At 70.7% G+C, this 23,292-nt stretch carries 20 protein-coding genes; 14 read left to right on the forward strand and 6 right to left on the reverse strand.

Going from position 1 to position 23,292, the window contains the following annotated elements:
- Positions 1-80: 80 nt before the first annotated feature.
- Positions 81-1,556 (forward strand): sensor histidine kinase, encoded by a 1,476-nt coding sequence (locus ACFWH5_RS14185; protein WP_378835667.1) that lies wholly within the window; start codon positions 81-83, stop codon positions 1,554-1,556.
- 66 nt (positions 1,557-1,622) lie between these two features.
- Here ACFWH5_RS14185 and ACFWH5_RS14190 read toward each other — a convergent pair whose 3' ends face one another.
- The gene (locus tag ACFWH5_RS14190) at positions 1,623-1,871 is read right to left on the reverse strand and encodes a WhiB family transcriptional regulator (RefSeq protein ID WP_071641453.1); all 249 of its coding nucleotides are present in this window, start codon (positions 1,869-1,871) and stop codon (positions 1,623-1,625) included.
- Positions 1,872-2,077: 206 nt separating this feature from the next.
- On the opposite strand from ACFWH5_RS14190, the gene ACFWH5_RS14195 reads away from it, so the two are divergent.
- Positions 2,078-2,479: a hypothetical protein gene (locus ACFWH5_RS14195; RefSeq protein WP_378835670.1), complete on the forward strand. Its 402-nt coding sequence runs from the start codon at positions 2,078-2,080 to the stop codon at positions 2,477-2,479.
- Between the two features lie 81 nt (positions 2,480-2,560).
- Here ACFWH5_RS14195 and bcp read toward each other — a convergent pair whose 3' ends face one another.
- Genes bcp through aroA form a run of 3 tightly spaced genes read right to left on the reverse strand, consistent with a single transcriptional unit; the run spans position 2,561 to position 5,427 of the window.
- Positions 2,561-3,034 (reverse strand): thioredoxin-dependent thiol peroxidase, encoded by a 474-nt coding sequence (gene bcp / locus ACFWH5_RS14200; protein ID WP_378835672.1) that lies wholly within the window; start codon positions 3,032-3,034, stop codon positions 2,561-2,563.
- Between the two features lie 21 nt (positions 3,035-3,055).
- The gene (gene rsgA, locus ACFWH5_RS14205; RefSeq protein ID WP_378835674.1) at positions 3,056-4,105 is read right to left on the reverse strand and encodes a ribosome small subunit-dependent GTPase A; all 1,050 of its coding nucleotides are present in this window, start codon (positions 4,103-4,105) and stop codon (positions 3,056-3,058) included.
- Positions 4,102-5,427 carry a 3-phosphoshikimate 1-carboxyvinyltransferase gene (gene aroA, locus ACFWH5_RS14210; RefSeq protein WP_378835677.1) on the reverse strand — a complete coding sequence of 442 codons (1,326 nt, stop codon included), beginning with the start codon at positions 5,425-5,427 and terminating at the stop codon, positions 4,102-4,104. The genes rsgA and aroA overlap by 4 nt, the downstream gene beginning before the upstream one ends.
- 126 nt (positions 5,428-5,553) lie before the next feature.
- Between aroA and ACFWH5_RS14215 the strand changes: the two genes are divergently transcribed.
- From ACFWH5_RS14215 to ACFWH5_RS14230, 4 genes are all read left to right on the forward strand, one after another.
- Complete coding sequence (locus ACFWH5_RS14215) at positions 5,554-6,150, forward strand: sigma-70 family RNA polymerase sigma factor (protein ID WP_378835679.1); 597 nt, start codon at positions 5,554-5,556, stop codon at positions 6,148-6,150.
- Positions 6,147-6,392, forward strand: coding sequence for a zf-HC2 domain-containing protein (locus tag ACFWH5_RS14220; protein ID WP_378835681.1), 246 nt, complete (start codon positions 6,147-6,149; stop codon positions 6,390-6,392). Before ACFWH5_RS14215 ends, ACFWH5_RS14220 begins: the two co-directional genes overlap by 4 nt.
- 63 nt (positions 6,393-6,455) lie before the next feature.
- Complete coding sequence (locus tag ACFWH5_RS14225) at positions 6,456-7,754, forward strand: GNAT family N-acetyltransferase (protein ID WP_378835684.1); 1,299 nt, start codon at positions 6,456-6,458, stop codon at positions 7,752-7,754.
- Positions 7,755-7,873: 119 nt separating this feature from the next.
- Positions 7,874-9,160 carry an APC family permease gene (locus ACFWH5_RS14230; protein ID WP_378835686.1) on the forward strand — a complete coding sequence of 429 codons (1,287 nt, stop codon included), beginning with the start codon at positions 7,874-7,876 and terminating at the stop codon, positions 9,158-9,160.
- 58 nt (positions 9,161-9,218) lie between these two features.
- On the opposite strand, the gene ACFWH5_RS14235 is transcribed toward ACFWH5_RS14230, so the two are convergent.
- Entirely contained in the window at positions 9,219-12,875 is a 3,657-nt protein-coding gene (locus tag ACFWH5_RS14235) for a multifunctional oxoglutarate decarboxylase/oxoglutarate dehydrogenase thiamine pyrophosphate-binding subunit/dihydrolipoyllysine-residue succinyltransferase subunit (protein WP_378835688.1), read from the reverse strand.
- Between the two features lie 160 nt (positions 12,876-13,035).
- Here ACFWH5_RS14235 and ACFWH5_RS14240 point away from each other — a divergent pair, with 160 nt between their 5' ends.
- The 4 genes from ACFWH5_RS14240 (at position 13,036) to ACFWH5_RS14255 (ending at position 18,494) form a co-directional block, all read left to right on the forward strand.
- Positions 13,036-14,496 (forward strand): GuaB1 family IMP dehydrogenase-related protein, encoded by a 1,461-nt coding sequence (locus ACFWH5_RS14240; protein ID WP_378835690.1) that lies wholly within the window; start codon positions 13,036-13,038, stop codon positions 14,494-14,496.
- Between the two features lie 287 nt (positions 14,497-14,783).
- Positions 14,784-15,767 (forward strand): hypothetical protein, encoded by a 984-nt coding sequence (locus ACFWH5_RS14245; protein WP_378835692.1) that lies wholly within the window; start codon positions 14,784-14,786, stop codon positions 15,765-15,767.
- 352 nt (positions 15,768-16,119) lie between these two features.
- Positions 16,120-17,436 carry a hemolysin family protein gene (locus ACFWH5_RS14250; protein ID WP_378835694.1) on the forward strand — a complete coding sequence of 439 codons (1,317 nt, stop codon included), beginning with the start codon at positions 16,120-16,122 and terminating at the stop codon, positions 17,434-17,436.
- On the forward strand, positions 17,433-18,494 hold the full coding sequence (locus ACFWH5_RS14255) for a hemolysin family protein (RefSeq protein ID WP_378835696.1): 1,062 nt from the start codon (positions 17,433-17,435) through the stop codon (positions 18,492-18,494). Before ACFWH5_RS14250 ends, ACFWH5_RS14255 begins: the two co-directional genes overlap by 4 nt.
- A 53-nt stretch (positions 18,495-18,547) precedes the next feature.
- Here ACFWH5_RS14255 and ACFWH5_RS14260 read toward each other — a convergent pair whose 3' ends face one another.
- Positions 18,548-19,615: an NADH:flavin oxidoreductase/NADH oxidase gene (locus ACFWH5_RS14260; RefSeq protein ID WP_378835699.1), complete on the reverse strand. Its 1,068-nt coding sequence runs from the start codon at positions 19,613-19,615 to the stop codon at positions 18,548-18,550.
- Between the two features lie 62 nt (positions 19,616-19,677).
- On the opposite strand from ACFWH5_RS14260, the gene ACFWH5_RS14265 reads away from it, so the two are divergent.
- The 4 genes from ACFWH5_RS14265 to ACFWH5_RS14280 are packed head-to-tail and all read left to right on the forward strand — an operon-like array spanning position 19,678 to position 23,287.
- Positions 19,678-20,496: an NAD(P)H-hydrate dehydratase gene (locus ACFWH5_RS14265; protein WP_378835701.1), complete on the forward strand. Its 819-nt coding sequence runs from the start codon at positions 19,678-19,680 to the stop codon at positions 20,494-20,496.
- Complete coding sequence (locus ACFWH5_RS14270; RefSeq protein ID WP_378835703.1) at positions 20,493-21,713, forward strand: hypothetical protein; 1,221 nt, start codon at positions 20,493-20,495, stop codon at positions 21,711-21,713. The genes ACFWH5_RS14265 and ACFWH5_RS14270 overlap by 4 nt, the downstream gene beginning before the upstream one ends.
- A 17-nt stretch (positions 21,714-21,730) precedes the next feature.
- Entirely contained in the window at positions 21,731-22,048 is a 318-nt protein-coding gene (locus tag ACFWH5_RS14275; RefSeq protein ID WP_378835706.1) for an MTH1187 family thiamine-binding protein, read from the forward strand.
- 42 nt (positions 22,049-22,090) lie between these two features.
- Complete coding sequence (locus ACFWH5_RS14280; RefSeq protein WP_378835819.1) at positions 22,091-23,287, forward strand: MFS transporter; 1,197 nt, start codon at positions 22,091-22,093, stop codon at positions 23,285-23,287.
- The last annotated feature ends 5 nt before the right edge of the window (positions 23,288-23,292 follow it).

The following is a 23,292-nucleotide window of genomic DNA, read 5'->3' on the forward strand; positions in this document are numbered from 1 at the left end:
CGCCGGCCTCGACCCGCCGCCGGCGTCGACGACGGGGTCCGGCTGCGAAGCCCGGCTGGCGCACGCCGTAGGCTGGGATGGTGTCAACGCTCAGTGATCTCGTCCACTCCCAGGGCCGCCTGACCGACGTCGACGTCGAGTGGCTGCACCGACTGGCCGGCGACGGACAGCTTCTCGCCGACCTCGCCTCGGCGGACATCGTGATCTGGATCGAGACCGCCGACGCGTCGTTCACGGCGGTGACGCACTCCCGGCCCAGTGGCGCCGCGACGCTGTTCTACCGTGACATCGTGGGCGAGAAGGTGCGCCCGCAGTGGCGGACCCAGGTGCATGCGGCCTTCGAGTCCGCCGAGATCGTGGACTCGTCGTCGCCGGACTGGTTCGAGGAGACGCCCACTCGCGTCCGCGCCGTGCCGATCATCCGGGGGAGCGGCGACGACCGGGTCGTCGTGGGCGTGCTCACCCGGCACACCAACCTCGGCGAGGCGCGCATGCCGTCCCGCCAGCAGATCAGCTTCGACGAGTGCGCCAACGACCTGTTCCGCATGATCTCGTCGGGGGAGTTCCCCGATCTCGCCGCTCCCACCGCTCCCCGCCGCGGAGCCCCGCGTGCGGCGGACGGCCTGATCCGCATCGACGTCGACGGCATCACCACGTTCGCCAGCCCCAACGCCCTGTCGGCCTTCAACCGGATGGGCTTCGACGATGAACTCGAAGGTGAGTCCCTCGCCGAGGTGACGACGCGCATCGTGCCGCCCTCGCGCCAGGTCGACGAGTCGCTGCCCGTGGTGGTCACCGGTCGCGCCCCCTGGCGCACCGACATGGAGGCGCGCGGCGTCACGGTCTCGCTGCGCGCCATTCCGCTGAAGGATCATGGCACCCGCATCGGCGCGATCGTGCTGTGCCGTGACGTCTCCGAGCTGCGCCATCAGGAGCAGGAGCTGATCACCAAGGACGCCACGATCCGCGAGATCCACCACCGCGTCAAGAACAACCTGCAGACGGTCGCGTCGCTGCTGCGCATCCAGGCGCGGCGCACGCACTCCGATGAGGCGCGCGACGCGCTCACCCAGGCGATGCGTCGGGTCGAGTCGATCGCGGTCGTACACGACACCCTCGCCAGCGGTCTGGCCCAGACGGTGGACTTCGACGAGGTCTTCGACCGCGTGCTCAAACTGGTCGCCGAGGTGGCCGCCGCACCGAACACCAGGGCCCGCACGCAGCGGGAGGGCCGGTTCGGCGTGCTTCCCAGCGAGTATGCGACGCCGCTGGCGCTCGCGCTGACCGAGGTCGTGACGAACGCGGTGGAGCACGGTCTGGCGGGTCAGGAGGGCGTCGTCAGCATCGAGGCCTTCCGCACCGCCGAGAGCCTGCGCGTGATCGTGAGCGACACCGGTCACGGACTCCCGGAAGGCCGGGTCGGTCAGGGGCTCGGCACGCAGATCATCCGCACCCTGATCCAGGGCGAGCTCAGCGGGTCGATCGAATGGAAGGGCGCCGAGGGCGAGGGTACCGAGGTGGTCATCGAGATTCCGCTGCGGTGGATCAAGGCCTGAGCCCGGGCACGCCCGCGGAAAAGGCGAAGCCCCGCCGGTGATCGGCGGGGCTGGTGGATACGGGGGTCAGCCGGCGCGACGGGCGCGGGCTGCGCGGCGCTTGAGGGCGCGGCGCTCGTCCTCGGAGAGCCCACCCCAGACACCTGAGTCCTGTCCGGACTCCAGGGCGTACTGCAGGCAGATCTCGGTCACGGTGCAGGTGGCGCAGACGGCCTTCGCCTTCTCGATCTGGTCGACGGCCGGTCCTGTGTTGCCGACCGGGAAGAACAGCTCGGGGTCGACGGTCAGGCAGGCGGCTTTGTCGCGCCAATCCATAGGGGCTCCTCAGATAGGTGATTTTCGGTGGGGGCGGCCGCGTCAGCAGCGCTCGAGATCAGGTGCGGGATCGGGATTCCGCTACCCTGGTGATGCGAGCAACAGCTCGCCCCACTCCGATGTGGGAGCACATGGCTTTGTCCATTCTGTTACATGCAAACTCTGAAATCAAGGGTTTTCGCACATCCGTCACCCGAGGAGTTCCTGTGCGCGCGACCGGACCCGCCGTCGCGGCGGCCGTCATCCTGGCGGCGGAGGCCGCCGCCCTTGTCATCGTGTCGCTACTCGAGCTTTTCGCGCTGGGAGCGGGGGAGGCCGCATCGACCCCGTCCGGGCTGGCGCTGGTGGTGCTGACGCTGCTCGGCGCCGTCGCGCTGGTCGCATTCAGTGTGGGAACGGTGCGGCGCGCGTCCTGGGCGCGCTCGGGAGCCATCGTCTTCCAGGTGCTCGGCATCGCGCTCGGACTCGCCTCGCTCAGCATCCAGCCCGTCCCGTGGCTGTTCGCGGCCGGCGTCGGCGGCACGGGCCTCGTCGGCCTGGTGCTGCTCATCGCCGCCGTGCGGCGGGACGGCGCCGACGATCCGCGCGTGCGCGGCCGCGAGGACTGAGCGGGCGGACGAAGCCGCCGCGACGACTGAGCGGCCGAGCCGCGTGAGGATCGACCGCCCGCGAGGACTGCGCGCCGGCTCTCAGTCGATGCCGAGGGTCTTGCGCAGACGCGCGACGTGACCGGTGGCCTTGACGTTGTACTGCGCGAGCGCGACGTCGCCGCGCTCGTCGATCACGAACGTCGAGCGGATGACGCCCTCGATGACCTTGCCGTAGTTCATCTTCTCGCCCCAGACGCCGTAGGCGGAGTGCACGAGGTGATCCGGATCGCTGAGCAGCGCGAAGAGCAGAGCATCGCGCTCGCGGAACTCGCGCAGCTTCGCGGGCGTATCGCGCGAGACGCCGATCACCGTGTACCCGGCGGCCTGCAGTGAGGAGATGCTGTCGCGGAAGTCGCACGCCTGCGTGGTGCACCCGGGCGTCATGGCGGCCGGGTAGAAGTAGAGGACCACCTTGCGGCCGCGCAGATCCGTGAGCGAGACGTGGTTCTCGTCCTGGTCGAGCAGGGCGAAGTCTGGGGCGGGGGTACCGGGTTCCAGGCGCACGTTCGTCACGGTGAAAGCCTACCCGCCGGGTCAGCCGGCGAAGGTCTGCAGCAGCCGCTGCAGCGATTCCAGTCGCGCTCGTCCCGTGTCGGTCAGCCGGCCGGCGGCGGCCGCCTCGTTGAGCGCGCAGTCCTCGGCGTCGGGGAGGTGCGTGCAGCCCCGCGGGCAGTCCGCCGCGATCGCCGCCAGCTCGGTGTATGCGGCGAGGATGTTGCCGCTGTCGACGTGCCCGAGGCCGAACGAGCGGACGCCAGGCGTGTCGATCACCCAGCCGCGGCCGCCTTGCGCGTCGACGTACCGCAGCGACACGGTCGAGGAGGAGGTGTGCCTGCCTCGCCCGGTCACCTCGTTGACATGGCCGGTGGCACGGTCGGCTCCCGGCACGAGCGCGTTGACGAGGGTGGACTTGCCCACCCCGGAGTGGCCGACGAAGACGGTCGAGTGCCCGACGAGCGCCTCGCCGATCTCCGCCAAGGGCATCCGTCCGCGTGCGCTGGTGAACACGCGAAGGTCGAGGCCGTCGAAGTGCGCCAGGAAGGGTGCCGGGTCGGCCAGGTCGGTCTTGGTGACCACCAGCAGCGGGCGGATGCCGGCGTCCAGGGCCGCCACGAGATAGCGGTCGACCAGTCGGGCGCGGGGCTCGGGGTCCGCGGCGGCCACCACGATCAGCATCTGGTCGGCGTTGGCGACGATCACCCGCTCCACCTGATCGGTGTCGTCGGCGCTGCGCCTCAGCAGCGAGGTGCGCTCCACGATGCCGACGATCCGCGTGAGCGTGCCCTCCGCGCCCGAGGTGTCGCCGACCACGCGCGCGCGGTCGCCGGTGACGATGGGCGTGCGGCGCAGCTCCCGGGCGCGCACGGCAGTGGCGGTGCGCTCCTCGGGCGTGTCCTCGCCAATCAGCACGCTGTAACGCCCGCGGTCCACGCCCAGCACGCGCCCGATCTCCGCATCCTCATGGGCGGGCCGGCGTTTGGTGCGCGGCCGGTTGGCCTTGGGGTTCGGACGGGTGCGGATGCTGCTCTCATCGAACTCGGCGAAGTCGTCGAGCTCGTCGTCGTCGTCGCCCAGCCAGCTCACTCGGCCTCGCCCGCCAGCATCCGCTCCCACAGGCGGGGGAACTCGGGCAGTGTCTTCGCGGTCGTGCCGATATCGTCGATCTCGACGCCGGGAACACGAAGGCCGACAAGGGCGCCCGTCGTCGCCATGCGGTGGTCGTGGTGAGCAGGCCATGCTCCGCCATGCAGCTCGCGCGGGTGGATGCGCAGACCGTCGGGCAGCTCGTCGACCTCGCCGCCGAGAGCGCGCAGGTTGCCCGCGATCGCGGCGATGCGGTCGGTCTCGTGCGTGCGGATGTGCCCGACGCCCCGGATGGTGGTGGGCGCGTCCGCGAAGGCCGCGAGCCCGGCGATCGTCGGGGTGAGCTCGCTCGCCGCGGAGAGGTCCATCTCCAGCCCGCGGATGCGGTCGCCGGCACGCACGGTCAGGGCCCCGCCGTGGCGGGAGGTGTGCGCGCCCATCGCATGCAGGATCTCGGGCAGCAGCGCACCGGGCTGGGTCGAGTGCAGGGGCCAACCGGGCACCGTGACCTCACCGCCGGCGATCATCGCGGCCGCGAGGAACGGCGCCGCGTTGGAGAGGTCCGGTTCGATCACCACCTCCTTGGCGCGGGGGACGCCCGCCTCGACCAGCCACTCGCCGTGGCCGGGGCGTTCGATCCGGATGCCGCGGCGGCTGAGCGACTCGATCGTCATGTCGATGTGGGGCAGGCTGGGCAGGTGATCGCCGGTGTGCACCAGGTGCAGCCCGACGTCGAACCGGGGCGCGGCGAGCAGCAGTCCCGAGACGAACTGGCTCGACCCGGAGGCGTCGATCTCGACGCGGCCGCCGCGGATGCGGCCGTGGCCCCGCACGGTGAACGGCAGGGACCAGGTGCCCTCGTCGTCGATGTCGACGCCCAGGTCGCGCAGCCCGCTGATCAGCGCGCCCATCGGGCGGTGCAGTGCGGTCTCGTGCGCGGTGAGATGCACGTCCTCGGTGGCGAGACCCGCCAGCGGAGCGATGAAGCGCATGACCGTGCCGGCCTGGCCGCAGTCGATCGTCGCGCCGCCGCGCAGCGGCGCAGGGGTCACCACCAGATCGGGGCCGAACTCGCCGTCGGACGGCGTCTCCTCGATCCCCACGCCCAGCAGTCGCAGCGCGTCGACCATGCGTCGTGAATCGTCCGAGTGCAGCGGGTGGATCAGGCGCCCTGGCCCGTCGGCGATCGCCGCGATGATCAGCTCGCGGTTCGTGAGGGACTTCGAGCCGGGCACGGTCACGCAGGCGTGCACCGCCGTCTCGGTGGAGGGCGCGCGATAGACACCCCGCGCGGGGGAGGGGGAATACCGTTCAGCGCTCATCGGTTCTTAGCCTAGTGAAGCCCCGAGACAGTCGGAGAGGAGGGATGACGGATGACGTCGGTTATGCAGCGAGACCGCATCGACACCGTCCGCCTTCGCGACCTCTCCGGCCTAGACTGGCCGGTGATGGACGAGACGACTACCGCAGACCCTCGGCGCGACTTCGAGGAGCAGGCGATCCCCTTCATGGATCAGCTCTACGCCGCGGCGATGCGCATGACGCGCAATCCCGCCGACGCCGCCGATCTCGTGCAGGAGACGTTCGTGAAGGCCTACGGGTCGTGGTCGACGTTCACGCAGGGCACGAACCTGAAGGCATGGCTGTACCGCATCCTGACGAACACGTACATCAACATCTATCGCAAGCGTCAGCGCGAGCCCTACCAGGGCACGATCGACGAGCTCGAGGACTGGCAGCTCGGCGGCGCGGAGTCGACCACCGCGGCGCACGGCCGCTCGGCAGAGGCCGAGGCGATCGACCGGATGCCGGCATCCGTCGTCAAGGACGCGCTGCAGGAGGTGCCCGAGGACTTCCGCCTCGCCGTGTACCTCGCCGACGTCGAGGGATTCTCCTACCAGGAGATCGCCGACATCATGAAGACCCCCATCGGCACCGTGATGAGCCGCCTGCACCGTGGCAGGCGGATGCTCAGGGAGCTGCTGGCCGACTACGCCGCGGAGCGAGGGATCGCCGCGGCCACCAAGACGAGGAGCACGAAATGACCGACTGCGGCTGCGAGAAGGCACGCAGGGACCTGGAGGAGTACCTCCGCAACGAGGTGTGCCACACCGAGCACGCCGACATCCGCGAGCACCTGGAGAACTGCCCGTCCTGCAAGGACGAGGCTCTCGTCGCGAAGACCCTGACCGAGGTGGTCGCCCGCGCGTGCAAGGAGACCGCACCGGCCGAGCTGCGCGACCAGGTGTTCGCCCGGCTGCGCGCGGTGCAGGCCACCGCCCACTGACGCGGTCGACGCCGCTTCCGGCGGGCAGCCGGGGCCGTCGGAGCGGCTCGATAGGCTGGGCGGGTGAATCTCATCGACGCCCGCACCGCCCCTGCTGACCCCGTCTCCGTGCAGCGATTGCGCGAAACCGGACTCGAGTACCGGATCGCGGACCTGGCTGACGAGCAGGTCGCCACCGCGTTCGCGCGCGCGGACGCCCGCGGCTTCCTCGACGCGGATCCGAGCGAGGAGCAGCTCGCGCGCATGCGAACGATGTGGCTCAGCCGCCGCAACATCGGCGTGTACGAAGCGGATGCCGCCGCGGGAACCCTTCCGGTCGCCACGGTCAACTCCTGGGTCACACCGATGACGGTTCCCGGTGGCGAGATCCCGATGTGGGCCATCAGCTCCGTGACGGTCGCCGGCACCCATCGGCGCCGCGGTATCGCCCGCAGTCTTCTCGAGGGCGAGCTGCGCGCCGCGGCGACGGCCGGCGTTCCGATCGCCGGGCTCACCGCATCCGAGGCCACGATCTACGGCCGCTACGGTTTCGCTCCGTCCGTGCCCGTCGCGCGCATCTCCGTGGACACCCGCCGAGCCGGCTGGATCGGCGCACCGACGCCCGGGACCCTCGCGTACCTCGAGCGCCCCGAGGTCGCCGCCGAGATCGGCGCCCTGCACGAGCGGTCGCGCGGCCGGCGTTCCGGGCAGATCCCGGGGTGGGAGGCGCGCTGGCAGCGGATGGCGGGACTCACCGAGGGTGAGGGCAAGGGCACCGACGTGCGCGGCGTCTGCTATCGGGATGCCGAGGGCATCGTGCGCGGCGCGATCGCCTTCTCGCTCAAGGAGCAGCCGGAGGAGTTCCGGTTCACCCTGTCGATCCGCCACCTCGCGGCGGAGACGGATGAGGCGCTTCGCGCCCTCTGGGGCTTCGCCGTGAACCACGACCTCGTGTCCAAGGTCGAGGTCGACCTTCGGCCGGTGGACGACCCGATCCTGCACCTGGTCGCCGATCAGCGCGCCGTCGAGTTCACCGTGCACGACCACGGCTGGCTGCGCGTGCTGGACGTTCCGACCGCGCTCCACGCGCGCCGCTACGACGCCCCCGCCGATGCGGTGCTGCGCATCGACGACCCCCACGGCCTCGCGGAGGGGACGTGGCGGGTGCGGATCGACGCGGACGGCGTCGCCGACGTGCAGCCCGCCGATGGCGCACCGGATGTGTCGCTGGGCGTCGCCGAGCTGTCGGCGATCTACGCCGGGGGAGTGCCGCTGACCCAGCTGGCCGCCGCCGGGCGGGTGCACGGCGATGCACAGGCCATCGGCGCACTGACGAAGGCGTTCCGCACGGACCCTGCTCCGTTGCTGGGCATCTGGTACTGACGCGCGAGGGCCGTCCGGATCGAAGTGATCCGGACGGCCTGCGCAGCATTCCCGCCACATCGGCGCCCACCGGCGGCTGCACCCCTCCGGGGGTGCGCCACGGGCAGTAGCGTGAGCGCGTGAGCATCCGGGAACCCGAACTCGTCGAACCGTCTGCGGACGGCCCGCGCACCGGGCGGCTCGGGCTGCTGCCCGGCATCGCACTGTACCTCGCATCCGTGCTGGGCACCGGGCTGCTCGTGCTGCCGGGCCTGGCCGCGCGCACCGCCGGCCCGGCCAGCATCCTCTCCGTCGCCGCAGTCACGATCCTCGCCATCCCGCTCGCCGGAGCGTTCGCCGCGCTCGCCGCCCGCCACCCCGACCCCGGCGGGGTCGCAGGCTACGCCCGTCGCGCGCTCGGCGCCACTGCCGCGCGGGCCGCGGGCTACTGGTTCCTGTTCGGCGTCTCCGCAGGCGGTGCGGTGGTCGCACTGCTCGGAGCGCGGTACATCGCGACGGTCGTCGGCATCGACACGGCGTCGGTCCCGCCGATCGCGCTGGCCTTTCTCGTCGTCCCGTTCGTCACGAACCTCTTCGGCCTGCGGGTCGCCGGCTGGTGGCAGCTCGCGCTCACGGCGATCCTCATGGCCGTGGTCGTCACGGTGGTCGCCGTGGCGGCGCCCGCCGTAGAGCCGGCACGCTTCCAGCCGTTCCTGCCGCACGGCTGGGGCGGCGTCGGCACCGCCGTCGTGATGTTCGTGTGGGCGTTCGCCGGGTGGGAGGTCGGCACGCACATCTCGGGGGAGTTCCGCCATCCGCGGCGCACGATCCCGATCGCCACGGCCGTGACGCTGGTGCTCTCGGGCGTGAGCTATCTCGGCCTTCAGATCGTCACCGTCGGAGCGCTGGGAGCCCGCGCGGGGCAGGGCGACGTCGTCCTCCTCGATCTCGCCTCGTCCGGCGATCTTCCCGGTGCGCCGGCACTCGTCGGCGCGGCGGCGGGCATCGTCGCCCTCGGCGTCATGAACGTCTATCTGGCCGCGTTCGCCAAGCTGGCCGCCTCGCTGGCCGCGGCAGGAGACCTTCCCCCGTGGTTCGCGAAGGGCGTGGAGAACGGGCATGTGCCGCGTCGCGCCCTGCTGCTCACCGGCGTGATCGTGCTCACGTACTTCGGCACGGCGCTGGCGACCGGCGGCGACCTTCAGCCGTTCATCCTCATCCACACGGCGAGCATGGTCGCGATCTATGTGATCGGCATGATCGCCGCCGTCCGCCTGCTGCCTCGCGGCACCGCGGGGCACCGCTTCGCGAACGTCGCCATGCTGCTCACCCTGGCGCTGCTCCCGCTGGCGGGCGCGGCGCTCGTGGTTCCGCTCGCGCTCGCGGCGGCGGCCTGGGCCGTCACGATACTGCGGCCGCGCCGGTAGACGACGAACGCCGCCCCTCACGAGGAGGAGCGGCGATTCGTCGTCGTGACGGCGCGCGTCAGCCCAGAGTGAGGGCGGACTTCAGCAGCTCGGCCTGCTCGAGCGCGTGCACCTTCGAAGACCCGGTGGCCGGCGACGCCGACGCCGCGCGTGCCACGGCGCGGAACTGCCGGTCGCCGGGCACATCCGTGAACGCGAGCGCGAGGAACGGCCACGCGCCCTGGTTCTCCGGCTCCTCCTGCACCCAGACCAGCTCGGCGTTCGGGTACGAATCCGTGATGGCCTTCAGCTCGTCGATCGGGGTCGGGTACAGCTGCTCCAGCCGCACCAGGGCGATCTCGGGGTTCGGGTTCTTCTCCAGCTCGCTGCGCAGGTCCCAGTGCACCTTTCCGGAGTGCACCAGCACGCGCTTCACCGCCGCGCGGTCGAGCGAGCGGTCGTCGTCGATGACCGGCTCGAAGCGGCCCTGGGTGAACTCCTCCACCGCGCTGGTCGCGCCGCGCAGACGCAGCATCGCCTTCGGGGTGAAGACCACGAGCGGCTTGCGCGGCCGGGCGTAGGCCTGACGGCGCAGCAGGTGGAAGTGCGATGCCGGGGTCGACGGGCGAGCCACGATCATGTTCTCCTGCGCGCACAGCTGCAGGAAGCGCTCCATGCGTGCCGACGAGTGGTCGGGTCCCTGGCCCTCGTAGCCGTGCGGCAGCAGCATGACCACGCCGGACTGCTGTCCCCACTTCTGCTCGGCCGCCGAGATGTACTCGTCGATCACCGACTGCGCGCCGTTCACGAAGTCGCCGAACTGGGCCTCCCACAGCACGAGCGCCTCGGTGTTCTCCACCGAGTAGCCGTACTCGAACGCCAGGGCGGCGTACTCGCTCAGCAGCGAGTCGTACACGAAGAACCGGCCCTGGTTCTCGGACAGGTTGGCCAGCGGCAGCCACTCCTGGCCGTTCTGACGGTCGTGCAGCACAGCGTGGCGCTGCACGAAGGTGCCGCGGCGCGAATCCTGGCCGGCGAGGCGCACCGGGGTGCCCTCGACCAGCAGGGTGCCGAACGCGAGCAGCTCGCCGAAGCCCCAGTCGATGTTGCCGTTGCGGCTCATCTCCACGCGCTTGTCGAGCTGCTGCTGCAGCTTCGAGTGCACCGTGAATCCGTCGGGCTTGTTCGCGTGCGCGTCGCCGAGCAGGTGGATCACCTCGAGCGGCACGCCGGTGACCTCCGGTGCGCCGATCTGCGCGTCCACCGGGGTCAGGTCGGGTGCGATCGGCGTCGCGCCGGTCTCGGCGGCGTGCGTCTCGGCGAAGGCGATCTCCAGGCGGTTCTGGAAGTCGGCCTTGGCCTGCTCGTACTCCTCCTCGGTGATGTCGCCGCGACCGACCAGGGCTTCGGTGTACAGCTTGCGCACCGAGCGCTTGGCCTGGATGAGGTCGGTCATCAGCGGCTGCGTCATCGAGGGGTCGTCGCCCTCGTTGTGACCGCGGCGGCGGTAGCAGATCAGGTCGATGACCACGTCGCGGTGGAAGCGCTCGCGATACTCGAAGGCGAGCTGCGCGACGTGGATCACCGACTCAGGGTCGTCGCCGTTCACGTGGAAGATCGGCGCCTGGATCGTCTTGGCGACGTCGGTGGCGTACACCGAGCTGCGCGAGTCGGTCGGAAGGGTCGTGAAGCCGACCTGGTTGTTCACGACGACGTGCACGGTGCCGCCGGTGCGGTAGCCGCGCAGCTGCGACATCTGCAGCGTCTCGACGACTACGCCCTGACCGGCGAAGGCGGCGTCGCCGTGCACGAGGATCGGCAGCCAGGCGAAGGTGCCGATCGGCTTGCGGTCCTGCTTGGCGCGCACGATCCCCTCGAGCACGCCGTCCACGGTCTCCAGGTGTGAGGGGTTCGCGGCGAGGTACACCGGCAGCTCCGAGCCGTCCTGCGACACGAACGTGCCCTCGGTGCCGAGGTGGTACTTGACGTCGCCCGAGCCGCGCTGGTTGCCGGGCATGAGCGAGCCCTCGAACTCGCGGAACACCTGACCGTAGGTCTTGCCCGCGATGTTGGTGAGCACGTTCAGGCGGCCGCGGTGCGCCATGCCGATCGCGGCGCCGTCGAGGCCCGCATCCGCCGCACCCTGCAGGATCTCGTCGAGCAGCGGGATCAGCGACTCGCCGCCCTCGAGCGAGAACCGCTTCTGGCCGACGAACTTCGTCTGCAGGAACGTCTCGAACGCCTCGGCCTCATTCAGCTTGCGCAGCACGCGGAGCTGCTCGTCGTGGCCGGGCTTGACGTACTTGACCTCGAGCTTCTCCTGGAACCACCGGCGCTGGTCGGGGTCCTGGATGTGCATGTACTCGATGCCGAGGGTGCGGCAGTACGAATCGCGGAGCACGCCGAGGATGTCGCGCAGCTTCATCACGCGCTTGCCGCCGAAGCCACCGGTGACGAAGTCGCGGTCGAGGTCCCAGAACGTCAGGCCATGGGTCTCGATCTCGAGGTCGGGGTGGGAGCGCTGCACGTACTCCAGCGGGTCGATGTCGGCCATCAGATGACCGCGCACGCGGTAGGAGTTGATCAGCTCCTGCACCCGCGACTGCTTGTCGACGCGCTCTGCGAGGTCGATCGCGATGTCGGCGTTCCAGCGGATGGGCTGATAGGGGATGCGCAGGCCGGCGAAGATGTCGTCGTAGAACCCGCGCTCGCCGATGAGGAGCTCGTGCACCTTCTTCAGGAACTCGCCGGAGCCGGCGCCCTGGATGACGCGGTGGTCGTAGGTGCTGGTCAGCGTGATTGTCTTGCCGATGCCCAGCTCGGTGAGCGTCTTCGCACTGGATCCCTGGAACTCGGCCGGGTACTCCAGGGCGCCCGCGCCGATGATGCAGCCCTGTCCCTTCATCAGCCGCGGCACGGAGTGCACGGTGCCGATGCCGCCCGGGTTGGTCAGCGACACGGTGGTGCCCTGGAAGTCGGCCGCGGTGAGCTTGTTGCCCCTGGCGCGCTTGACGAGGTCCTCGTACGCGGCGAGGTACTCGGTGAAGGTCATCGTGTCGGCCCGCTTGATGCTGGGCACCAGCAGCGCGCGGGTGCCGTCGGGCTTGGGGATGTCGATCGCGATGCCGAGGTTGACGTGGGCCGGTGCGATCACCGACGGCTTGCCGTCGATCTCGGCGTAGGACACGTTCTGGCTGGGGAACTCCTTGAGCGTGCGGATGAGCGCCCAGCCGATCAGGTGGGTGAAGCTCACCTTGCCGCCACGGGTGCGGGCCATGTGGTTGTTGATGACGATGCGGTTGTCGATCATCAGCTTGGCCGGGATCGTGCGGACGCTGGTGGCGGTGGGGACGGTCAGCGACTCGTCCATGTTCGCCGCGAGGGTCTTCGGCAGCCCGCGCAGGGGGGTCACCTTGTCCTCATCGGCCGGCGCCTCCTCCTTGACCTCGGGCTTGGGCGCCTGGGCCGGGATCGGGGCCTCCTTGGCCGGCTTCGCGGTGGTGCGCGCGACCGGCTGCGTGCCGATCACCGGGATCGGGGCGGTGACGGGGTGCGACGCCTGGTTCGCGGCCGCACCGGATGCGGCGGCATCCGGCTGATAGTTCTCGAGAATCGGCCACCATTCCTTGTCGACGGAATCGCGGTCCTTCTTGAACTGCTCGTAGAGCTCGTCCACGAGCCAGGAGTTGGCTCCGAACCCCCCGTCGCCACTGACGCCGGTCACCTGGTTCGACACTCTCGATCGCCCTCTTTCATCGCTGCATCCGTGCGGTGCGACTCGCTGCCGGCTGTGCATCGGGTCGCACGCTGTTCGACACTCAAGCCTAGTGCCATCCGGCTGTGCGCCGGGTGTTCCCGGGGCCCGTTTCGAAGCCCCCGGCGGTAGCGTGATCAACATGAGATTCTCCGGTGAGCGCCCCATCGTGGATCTGACCTACTCCGACGTCTTCCTGGTTCCCCGGCGGTCGGCGGTGACCAGCCGACTGCAGGTGGATCTCGCGCCGGGAGACGGCACGCCGGCGACGCTGCCGCTGGTGTCGTCGAACATGAACTCGGTCACCGGCCCCCGGCTGGCCGCAACGCTCGCCCGGCGCGGCGGCATCGGCGTGCTGCCGCAGGACATGCCGCTGCAGGAGCTGGACGCCGCCATCCGTTGGGTGAAGCGCCAGCCGGTGCGATGGGACACCGCACTCGTGCTGCCCTCGCATGCGAGCGTCGCGGACGCACTGCGGATGCTCCCGCCGACGCAGGGCCACGGGATCGTCGTCGCCGATGTCGCCGGTGGAGCTCCGCCCCTGCGTGAGACCGTCGCCGGCATCGTCCCGGCGACGCGACTCGCCACCGCGCTGCCCGACGCCGCGCTCGGCGACCTGGTGCGCGGGCGCGCGACCGCCGTCGACGCCGAGGAGATCCGCGAGGGGCGGGCCGCCTTCGACGCGATCGACGCCACGGGCGTCGAGACGGTGATCGTGCTCGACCACGACCACCTCGTCGGAACCCTGTCGAGACGATCCGCGCTGCGTTCGAGCCTGTATCGTCCGGCGCTCGACGCGGACGGGCGACTGGCGGTGGGCGCCGCGATCGGCATCAACGGCGACCCGGCCGTCAAGGCGCGGGCGCTGGCCGCGGCCGGCGTGGACGTGCTCGTGGTCGACACGGCGCACGGGCATCAGGAAGGGATGCTGCGCGCGCTCGCGGCCGTCGCCGGACTGGATCTCGGCATCCCGATCGTGGCGGGCAACGTGGTCACCGCGGAGGGCGTCGGCGATCTCGTCGCCGCCGGAGCATCCATCCTCAAGGTCGGCGTCGGTCCGGGAGCGATGTGCACGACGCGCATGATGACCGCGGTGGGGCGCCCGCAGTTCTCGGCGGTGCTCGAGACCGCCGAGGCGGCGCGCGGGTTCGGCGCACACGTCTGGGCGGACGGCGGAGTTCGCTACCCGCGCGACGTCGCGCTCGCGCTCGCCGCAGGGGCCGCATCCGTGATGATCGGCTCCTGGTTCGCCGGCACCATCGAGTCGCCCGGTGAGCTGCTGCACGACACGGAAGACCGCCTCTACAAGGAGTCCTGGGGGATGGCGTCGACGAAGGCCGTGCAGGAGCGCTTCGGCCGGCTGGACGCCTATGAGCTCGCGCGCAAGGAGCTCTTCGCCGAGGGCATCTCGTCGTCGAAGATCTATCTCGACCCGCTGCGGCCCGGTCTCGAGGACCTGCTCGACATGATCACCTCAGGCGTGCGGTCGTCGTTCACCTACGCCGGCGCGGCGACGGTGGACGAGTTCCACGAACGGGCGCTGGTCGGCCTGCAGTCCGCCGCCGGCTACGAGGAGGGCAAGGCGCTGCCCGTGAGCTGGTAGCCGCGGCGGCGCTCGTGCAGACGCCGCCCGATCCGCCGGATGCCGCCCGATGCCGCCCGATGCCGCGGTCGCCCCGCCCTCCCGATGTCACACTTTTCAGCATGTGTCACGTCTATCGGAGCGCCATTCGCAGAAAAGTGTGACATGTGGGAGGGCTTCAGCACCGCGGATAGGCCTGGAAGCTCGAATGCCCGGATGCTCTGCACAATCCGAGATCGCCGCGAGTTCTCCACATTCCGGTGGAACCGCGGAGGGTGGCGGCTGGTTCAGGGCGGATGCTGTGGGGCATGCATTCCCCGGCCGAACCAGACCTGCCTCTGATCCGTCGCAGGGATCGCCCCGGCGAGCCGTTCGACTACCGTCGGGTCCGCCGCGCGCTGGCCTCAGGAAAGGTCACTCGCGTCGCGCCCGGAACGTTCCTCGACCGGGACCGCTGGCTTTCGACGTCGCCTGTCGAGAAGCACCGCCTTCGCGTCATCGAGGCGGCCGAGCGGATGCGGAAACCCGCAGTCTTCGCGCTGTTCGCCGCCGCCGCGTGGTGGAACATGGAGATCCTCGGCCCGTGGCCGACGCTCATCGACGTGCGGGTGCCGCGCGATTACCCGGGCCGGTCCACCGGGCTCATCCGCCGCCACGCGTGGGGCACGGACGGCATCGAGCTCGTCGAATGGGGGCGGCATGCCGTCACCTCTCCGGCGCAGACAGCGATCGACCTCGCGTCGGTGCTCGACCGTCTGCACGGGGTGGTCGTGTTGGACCAGGCCCTGTGGCGCAGACGAGAGGGTGGCCCACTCACCACCTGGGATGAACTCGAAGCCATCCACGTCGCCCGCGAGACTCCGCGCGGGGCAGCCCGGGTGCGCAACGCCGTCGCCGATGCCTCCGAGCTGTCCGATTCCGTGCGAGAGAGCCAGAGTCGGGTCCTCCTGAAACGCTTGGGATTTCCGGAGCCGTTGCTGCAGCATCCGATCCCGCTCACCGACGGTGCCTTCGCGTTCCCCGATTTCTACTTCCCCGACCGCGACCATTCGGGGGAGTTCGACGGCCTCGGCAAGTATCTGGATCCTGCCCTGCTCGAGGGTCGAACGCCGGAAGAGGCGCTGATCGCCGAGAAGGATCGCGAGGACGCGCTTCGCCGTGTGGTCTCCAGAGTGTCGCGCTGGCGCACGCCCGCCCTGCGTCGACCGCGCGAGCTCTACGACATCCTGGTGGCCGACGGGTTGCCGAGCAGCAAGTATCCGCCGCCGAGCGGACTCGTCCTTCCTGACTGACTCGTCCGTCCCGACTGACTCGTCCTTCCCGACGGACTCGTCCGACGCGCGACCGACCGCGGCAAACCCTGATTGTCACACTTTTCAGCGACTGTCACGCACATCGACGTGACAGTTGCTGAAAAGTGTGTGACAGGCGGGAGCACAGACGCGCAGCGCGGCGCGTGGACAGACGCGCAGCGCGCGCACAGACACGCAGCGCGCGCACAGACACGCAGCGCGAGCAGGGCCACGGCGCCATGCGGAGAGCACGCAACACAGCGCGGCTATGTAGAATCAGGCGCACAATGGACGACCCTCCTTCTCACAGTCCCCACTGCCCGGCCCTCACATGCGGTGAGGGGATCAGCTGATGGAATTCGTGCTGCTGGGCGTGGGGCTTCTGCTCACCGTGGGAACGGGACTGTTCGTCGCCAGCGAGTTCGCACTCGTGAACCTGGATCGCGCCGAGCTCGAGGCGCGTCAGGCACGCGGAGAGTCCCGCCTGTCGCTCACCATCCGGGCGCTGAAGATCACGTCCACCCACCTGTCGTCGGCGCAGCTGGGCATCACGCTCACGACCCTGCTGACGGGCTACACGATGGAGCCGGCGATCTCGACGATGCTCGCTCCGCTGCTCGAGGCGTGGGGTCTGCCGGATGCGGCGTCGACGGCGATCTCGGTCACGGTGGCGATGGTCATCGCGACCGTGCTGTCGATGATCTTCGGCGAGCTCGTGCCGAAGAACTTCGCGCTCGCGGTTCCGCGGGCCACGGCCAAGCTCGTCATCCCGTTCCAGACCGCGTTCACCGCGGTGTTCAAGCCCGCCATCGTGCTGCTCAACGGCAGCGCGAACGCGGTGCTCCGCGCGATGGGCGTCGAGCCCAAGGAGGAGCTCTCCGGCGCACGCACTGCGGAGGAGCTGTCCTCGCTGGTGCGACGGTCGGCGAGCGAGGGCGTGCTCGAGATGGACACCGCGAGCCTGCTGGATCGCAGCCTGACCTTCGCCCGGCTCACCGCGGGCGACATCATGACCGCGCGGCCGAGCATGCATGCGATCTCCGTCGGCGACTCCGCGGACGACGTGATTCAGCTCGCCCGCCGCACCGGTCACAGCCGCTTCCCGGTGTACGACGACGACTTCGACGACATCACCGGCGTCGTGCACGTCAAGGCCGCCGTGTCGGTGCCGCGCGAGAAGCGCGGTGAGGTCCCAGTCGGCGCGCTCAGCACCGAGCCGCTGCGCGTGCCCGAGACCCTGCATCTGGATGCGCTCGTGGCCGAGCTGCGCGCCAAGGGCTATCAGGTCGCCATCGTCGTGGATGAGTACGGCGGCACCGCCGGCATCGTCACCCTGGAGGACCTCATCGAGGAGATCGTGGGTGAGGTCTCCGACGAGCACGACCGCAGCCGGGCGGGGATCGTGCGCCGGGTCGACTCGATCACGTTTCCCGGTGAGCTGCGCCCCGACGAGCTGCGCAGCCGCACCGGTATCGAGGTGCCCGAGGGCGACGTGTACGACACGATCGGCGGATACGTGATGAGCCTGCTGGAGCGCGTACCCGCAGCCGGCGACGAGGTGCGCGTGGACGCGGGCACGCTGCAGGTGGTGCGGATGGACGGGCGCCGAGTGGATCGCATCCGCTACATCGCCGACCCTGTCGAGGACGCGACGGAGGAGGAGCGATGAGCGACTGGGCGGGAATCGTCTGGCTGGTCGTGCTGCTCGCGGCCAACGCCTTCTTCGTCGGCGCCGAGTTCGCGGTCATCTCCGCGCGCCGCTCGCAGGTCGAACCGCTCGCGGAGCGCGGTTCGCGCACCGCGAAGACCGCGCTGTACGCGATGGAGCACGCGACGCTCATGCTCGCGACCTCGCAGCTGGGCATCACGATCTGCTCGCTGCTGATCCTGAACGTGTCCGAACCGGCCATCCATCACCTGCTCGAGATCCCGCTGCACGCCATCGGCTGGGAGGAGGGCGTCGTCTCGGTGGTTTCGTTCGCGATCACGCTCGCGCTGGTGTCGTTCCTGCACGTGGTCTTCGGCGAGATGGTGCCGAAGAACCTGGCGTTCTCGATCCCCGACCGCGCGGTGCTGCTTCTCGCCCCGCCGCTGGTGTGGGTCTCGCGGGTGTTCCGGCACATCATCTGGGCGCTGAACGCGACCGCGAACGGCGTGCTGCGGCTGTTCCGGGTCGAACCGAAGAACGAGGCCGCCTCGACCTTCACGATCGAAGAGGTCGCGACGATCGTCGACCGCTCGCGTCGCGAGGGTGTGCTGATGGATGCCGCGGGCACCGTGGCCGCCGTCGTGGAGTTCACCGACAAGAAGGCCGGCGAGATCGCGGTTCCGATGGACAAGCTCGTCACGCTGCCGCAGGACACCACCCCGGCCGACATCGAGCGCGCGGTGGCGAAGTACGGCTTCTCGCGGTACGTGATCGTCGACGCGGACGGCATCGCCATCGGCTACGTGCACCTGAAGGACGTGCTGCGCGCGGCGGAGGGCCCTGAGGGAGCGGCGCGGGTGGACGAGCCGCTGCCCGCGAAGCGGATCCATCAGATGCTGCCGGTGCAGCAGGACACCGACCTGGAGGACGCGCTGGCCGCGATGCGCCGGGCCGGACGCCACCTCGCCCGCGTGCGCGACGAGCGCGGCGAGACGACGGGCGTGCTGTTCCTGGAGGATGTGCTCGAAGAGCTCATCGGCGAGGTGCAGGACGCGACCCAGCGCTGGCGCGGCAACTGATCAGGCGGGTCGGATGCCGTCGACATCCGACCCGCTCGGCACGCGCCGGAGGCTCAGCGCCACACGGCGCGCGCGTACTGCGGAGGCCAGGCCACGTCGGCGCCCAGCTCGTGGGCGGCGCGCAACCCGAAGTGCGGGTCGCGCAGCCACTCGCGACCCGCGAAGATCGCGTCGGCGGATCTCTCCGAGAGCACCTGCTCCGCCTGCTCGGCGGCGGTGATCAGCCCGACGGCCGCGGTGGGGATGCGCCCACCCTGGCGCACCGTGCTCGCCAGCGGCACCTGGTAGCCCGGCCCGACGGCGATGCGCTGATGGGCGACCAGGCCGCCGCTGGAGACGTCGATCAGGTCCGCGCCGTGCGCGACCGCCCACTCGCCGACCTGCGCGGCCTGCTCGGGGTCGAAACCGCCCTCGGCGTGGTCGGTCGCCGAGATGCGCACGAAGACGGGAACGTCCTCGCCCGCGACCGCACGCACCGCGTCGATCACGCGCAGGGTCAGGCGGGCGCGATTCTCGAGCGAACCGCCATGATCGTCGTCGCGCCGGTTCGACAGCGGCGAGAGGAACTGGTGCAGCAGATACCCGTGCGCGGCATGGATCTCGAGCACATCGAACCCGGCGTCCAGAGCGCGGCGCGCGGCATCCGCGAACGCCGCGACGACGGCGTCGATTCCCGCGGCATCCAGCGCCGCCGGCTCGGCGAAGCCCTCGAAGGCGAGCGCCGACGGCGCGACCGTCGTCCAGCCGCCGTCCTCGTGCGGCACGGAGCCGCGCTGCGGCGCCCACGGCCACCACGTCGACGCCTTGCGCCCGGCGTGCGCCAACTGCACGCCGATGAGGCCGCCCCGATCGTGCACGGCACGGACGATCGGCGCCCAGGCATCCCGCTGCTCGTCGCTCCACAGTCCGGTGTCACGCGGTGAGATGCGTCCCTCGGGCACCACGGCGGTCGCCTCGGCGATGATGAGCCCCGCGCCGCCCGAAGCGAACTGGGCGAGGTGGGTGTGATGCCACTCCTGCGGCACGCCGTCGACGGCGCTGTACATGCACATCGGCGACACCCAGAGACGGTTGCGGAAGGTGCGGGAACGGACGGTCATCGGGGAGAAGAGGATGCTCACGATTCGACGCTACCGCCCGCGCGATCGCACGGGCCCGCGGTGACGGCGATAGCGTGGGGGACATGCTCCGCGAGTGGACGAGATCCGACGCAGCGGCGTTCGCGCGCGCGCCGCGACCCGACGACGACAAGTACTCCCGCGGTGTCGTGGCGCTGCACACCGGATCGGCCGAGTACCCCGGTGCGGCGGTGCTGGGAGTGGAGGCGGCGTGGCGCGCCGGCGCCGGATACGTGCGGTACCTGGGTGGCGCCGCATCCGCCGTGCTGGCGCGGCGCCCCGAGACGGTCGCGGGGCCCGACATCGGCCGTACGAGACCGGGGGCGTGGGTGATCGGCTCGGGGACGGATGCCGCCGCGCGCACTCCGGCCGAGACGGCCGTGCTGCGAGACATCCTCGCGGGCACGGTGCCCGTGGTGGTGGATGCCGGAGCGCTCGATCTCGCCGCCGAGGCCGACGCGCCGCTTGTCCTCACGCCACACGCCGGCGAGCTCGCGCGACTGCGGCAGACGCTCGGGCTGACGGGCGACGGCGAGGCGGTCGACCTCGCGGCCGAGACGGCGGAGCGCCTGCGGGCGACCGTGCTGCTGAAGGGCGCGCGCACCGTGGTGGCAGCGCCCGGCGAGGAGCCGATCATCGTGTCGCACGTGCCCTCCTGGCTGGCGACCGCGGGCACCGGCGACGTGCTGGCCGGCGTGGTCGGAACGCTCGTCGCGGCGAATCCCGACCGTCCGCTCGCGCAGACCGCGGCGTCGGCGGTGTGGGTGCATGCGCGTGCCGCCGCGATCGCGTCGGGTGCCGTCGACGGCGCGGTGGGGCATCCGATCGTGGCGCTCGACGTCGCCGAGGCTCTGCCGTCCGCCGTCGCGGAACTGCTGGCATGACGCTGCGCGCCCTCGCGCTGTGGGGAGCGTTCGCCCTCGCACACGTGCTGGTCGCGACGCTCGGCTGGGTGCTGCCCACCCAGCCGATGGGCGATGTGGTGCTCGTGTATCAGCCCTGGTCGCAGTCGGCGCTCAGCGGGGGAGCGGTGATGGGCATCACCGAGCCGTGGGTGTATCCGCATCTCGCCCTCGTGCCGATGCTGCTCACGCAGCTGCTCGCCTTTCCCTTCACCGCCCTGCTCGGCGCCCAGGGGGCGTACCTGGTGGCATGGGCCCTCCTGATCACGATCTGCGACCTCCTCGGCTTCGCCGTCCTCGTGGGGCGCGAGGGGCGCGGTCGCCGCGCCACGGCGGGATGGTTCTGGACCGCGGCGCTCGTGCTGCTCGGGCCGATCGCGATGTATCGGATCGACGCCGTCACGGTACCGCTCGCCGTCGCGGGCGGAATGTGGCTGGCCCGGCGGCCCGCGGTCGCCGCGACGCTGCTCACCGTCGGAGCCTGGATCAAGATCTGGCCGGGCGCGCTGCTGGTGGCCGCGGTCGTCGCGATGCGCAGCCGCCTCCGGATGCTCGCCGCGGCGGGCGCCGTCACCGTCGCCGTCGTCGGCACGGTCGTGCTGCTGGGCGCCGACCGGGAGCTGTTCGGGTTCCTGTCCCAGCAGACCGACCGCGGGCTGCAGATCGAAGCCGTCGCGGCCACGCCGTTCCTGTGGCTCAGCGTGTCGGGTGCGGCATCCATCGAGTACAGCTTCGAGATCCTGACCTTCCAGATCGGGGCCGCCGGCGCCGACGCCGTAGCGGCGGCGCTGACGCTGATGATGGCCGTCCTGGTCGCAGCGATCGTGGCGGCCGGCGTGCTGCGCGTCCGTCGCGGCGCGCCCTGGCCTCGTCTGCTGCCGCCGCTCGCTCTCGCGATCGTCACCGCGCTGATCGTGACGAACAAGGTCGGCTCGCCGCAGTTCCACACCTGGCTGATCGCGCCGGTCGTGCTCTGGCTGATCCACGACCGCACGAGGGCCGCGGGAGCCGTCGCACTCGTGCTGGTGCTCTGCGCCCTCACCTTCGCCGTGTATCCGCTCAGCTACGACGCCCTGCTGCGCGCAGAGCTTCTGCCCGTGCTCCTGATCACCGTGCGCAACCTGCTGCTCGTCGTGCTGCTCGTGCAGGCCGTGCGCGGCGTGCTGCGCACACCGATCCCCGCCCGTCACTCATCCTGAACACCCCTGGAGGAACCATGCTCATCGCCTTCTCAGTCGCACCGTCCGGAACGGGGCGCGAAGACGGATCCGTGCACGACGCGGTCGCCGCCGCGGTGAAGGTCGTCCGCGATTCCGGGCTCGCACATCGCACCACCAGCATGTTCACCGAGATCGAGGGACCGGACTGGGACACCGTGATGGATGTCGTGAAGCGGGCGACCGAGGCGGTCATGCCGTTCGGCTCGCGGGTGTCGCTGGTGCTCAAGGCGGATATCCGTCCGGGGTACGAGGGCGAACTGCACGGAAAGCTCGAGCGTCTCGAGGCGGCGATCGACGACGCCGGCGACCGGTAGAATCGGCGGGTGACTCCCTCGAATCTCTCGAGGGGGGCGGCGATGAGGGCGCTCCTCTCCCTCGCCGTCGGCAGCTTCGGCATCGGCATGACCGAATTCGTCATGATGGGTCTGCTGCCGGACGTGGCCCGCGATCTGCTTCCCGCGCTCTGGTCCGACAGTCCCGAACAGGCCATCGGCCAGGCCGGCGTCCTCATCTCGATGTATGCGCTCGGCGTCGTCATCGGCGCGCCGACGATCGCCGGAGCGGTCGCCCGTTTCCCACGTCACCGGGTGATGATCGGTCTCGCCATCGCGCTGATGCTGTGCAACGCGCTCGCCGTCATCCTGCCCAGTTTCGGGCTGATCGCGGTGGCGCGCCTGCTGGCAGGCCTGCCGCACGGGGCGTACTTCGGCATCGGAGCCCTCGTCGCCGCCGACGTGCTCGGGCCCGGCCGTCGCGCGCAGGGCGTGGCGTTCATCCTCACCGGCCTCACGATCGCGAACGTCGTCGGGGTGCCGCTGGGCACCTTCCTCGGGCAGCGGTTCGGCTGGCGCAGCGCGTTCCTCGTGGTGACCCTTGTCTTCGCGCTCGCGGCCTTGTGCATCGCCCTGTGCGTCCCCGCACATCCGGGCGACCCCGGCCGCACCCTGCGCTCCGAGCTCGGCGTGTTCCGCGTGCCGCAGGTCTGGCTGACGCTGGGCATCGGGGCGATCGGCTTCGGGGGATTCTTCGCGGTGTACAGCTACATCGCACCCCTGGTGACCGAGGTCGCCGGCGCACCGGCGTGGGCGGTGCCGCTGACGCTGGTGCTCGTCGGCGTCGGCATGACCGTCGGGAACCTGCTCGGCGGGATGCTCGCCGATCGCGACCTGCGACGCACCCTGCTGGGCGGGCTCGTCGCTCTCGCGCTGGTGCTGGTGCTTCTGGCGGTCCTGGCGTCCTCCCTCGTGCTGCTCATCGCCCTGGCGCTGTTGGTCGGCCTGGTGTCGTCGGTGCTCAGCCCCGCGATCCAGACGCGGCTGATGGACGTCGCCGGCGACAATCAGTCGATCGCCGCCGCGCTCAACCACTCCGCGCTGAACATCGGCAACAGCCTCGGCGCATTCCTCGGCGGCGCGGCGATCGCCGTCGGGCTCGGGTACACGGCACCGGAGTGGGTCGGTGCCGCGCTCGCCGCGCTCGGTCTCGGCATCGCCGCGCTGGCGTACCGCACCGAGCGCAGCCGCACCCCCGTCTCGGCAGGCGTGCCCCGCTGACTAGA

Origin of the sequence: Microbacterium sp. NPDC058345, from assembly GCF_042723855.1 — a bacterium.
Taxonomy (GTDB): domain Bacteria; phylum Actinomycetota; class Actinomycetes; order Actinomycetales; family Microbacteriaceae; genus Microbacterium.

Coding starts and splice junctions, on each gene's coding strand:
- ACFWH5_RS14190 (WP_071641453.1), bottom strand. CDS start 1,871: ATGGATTGGCGCGACAAAGCCGCCTGCCTGACCGTCGACCCCGAGCTG.
- aroA (WP_378835677.1), bottom strand. CDS start 5,427: ATGAGCGCTGAACGGTATTCCCCCTCCCCCGCGCGGGGTGTCTATCGC.
- ACFWH5_RS14215 (WP_378835679.1), top strand. CDS start 5,554: ATGGACGAGACGACTACCGCAGACCCTCGGCGCGACTTCGAGGAGCAG.
- ACFWH5_RS14220 (WP_378835681.1), top strand. CDS start 6,147: ATGACCGACTGCGGCTGCGAGAAGGCACGCAGGGACCTGGAGGAGTAC.
- ACFWH5_RS14240 (WP_378835690.1), top strand. CDS start 13,036: ATGAGATTCTCCGGTGAGCGCCCCATCGTGGATCTGACCTACTCCGAC.
- ACFWH5_RS14245 (WP_378835692.1), top strand. CDS start 14,784: ATGCATTCCCCGGCCGAACCAGACCTGCCTCTGATCCGTCGCAGGGAT.
- ACFWH5_RS14250 (WP_378835694.1), top strand. CDS start 16,120: ATGGAATTCGTGCTGCTGGGCGTGGGGCTTCTGCTCACCGTGGGAACG.
- ACFWH5_RS14255 (WP_378835696.1), top strand. CDS start 17,433: ATGAGCGACTGGGCGGGAATCGTCTGGCTGGTCGTGCTGCTCGCGGCC.
- ACFWH5_RS14265 (WP_378835701.1), top strand. CDS start 19,678: ATGCTCCGCGAGTGGACGAGATCCGACGCAGCGGCGTTCGCGCGCGCG.
- ACFWH5_RS14270 (WP_378835703.1), top strand. CDS start 20,493: ATGACGCTGCGCGCCCTCGCGCTGTGGGGAGCGTTCGCCCTCGCACAC.
- ACFWH5_RS14275 (WP_378835706.1), top strand. CDS start 21,731: ATGCTCATCGCCTTCTCAGTCGCACCGTCCGGAACGGGGCGCGAAGAC.
- ACFWH5_RS14280 (WP_378835819.1), top strand. CDS start 22,091: ATGAGGGCGCTCCTCTCCCTCGCCGTCGGCAGCTTCGGCATCGGCATG.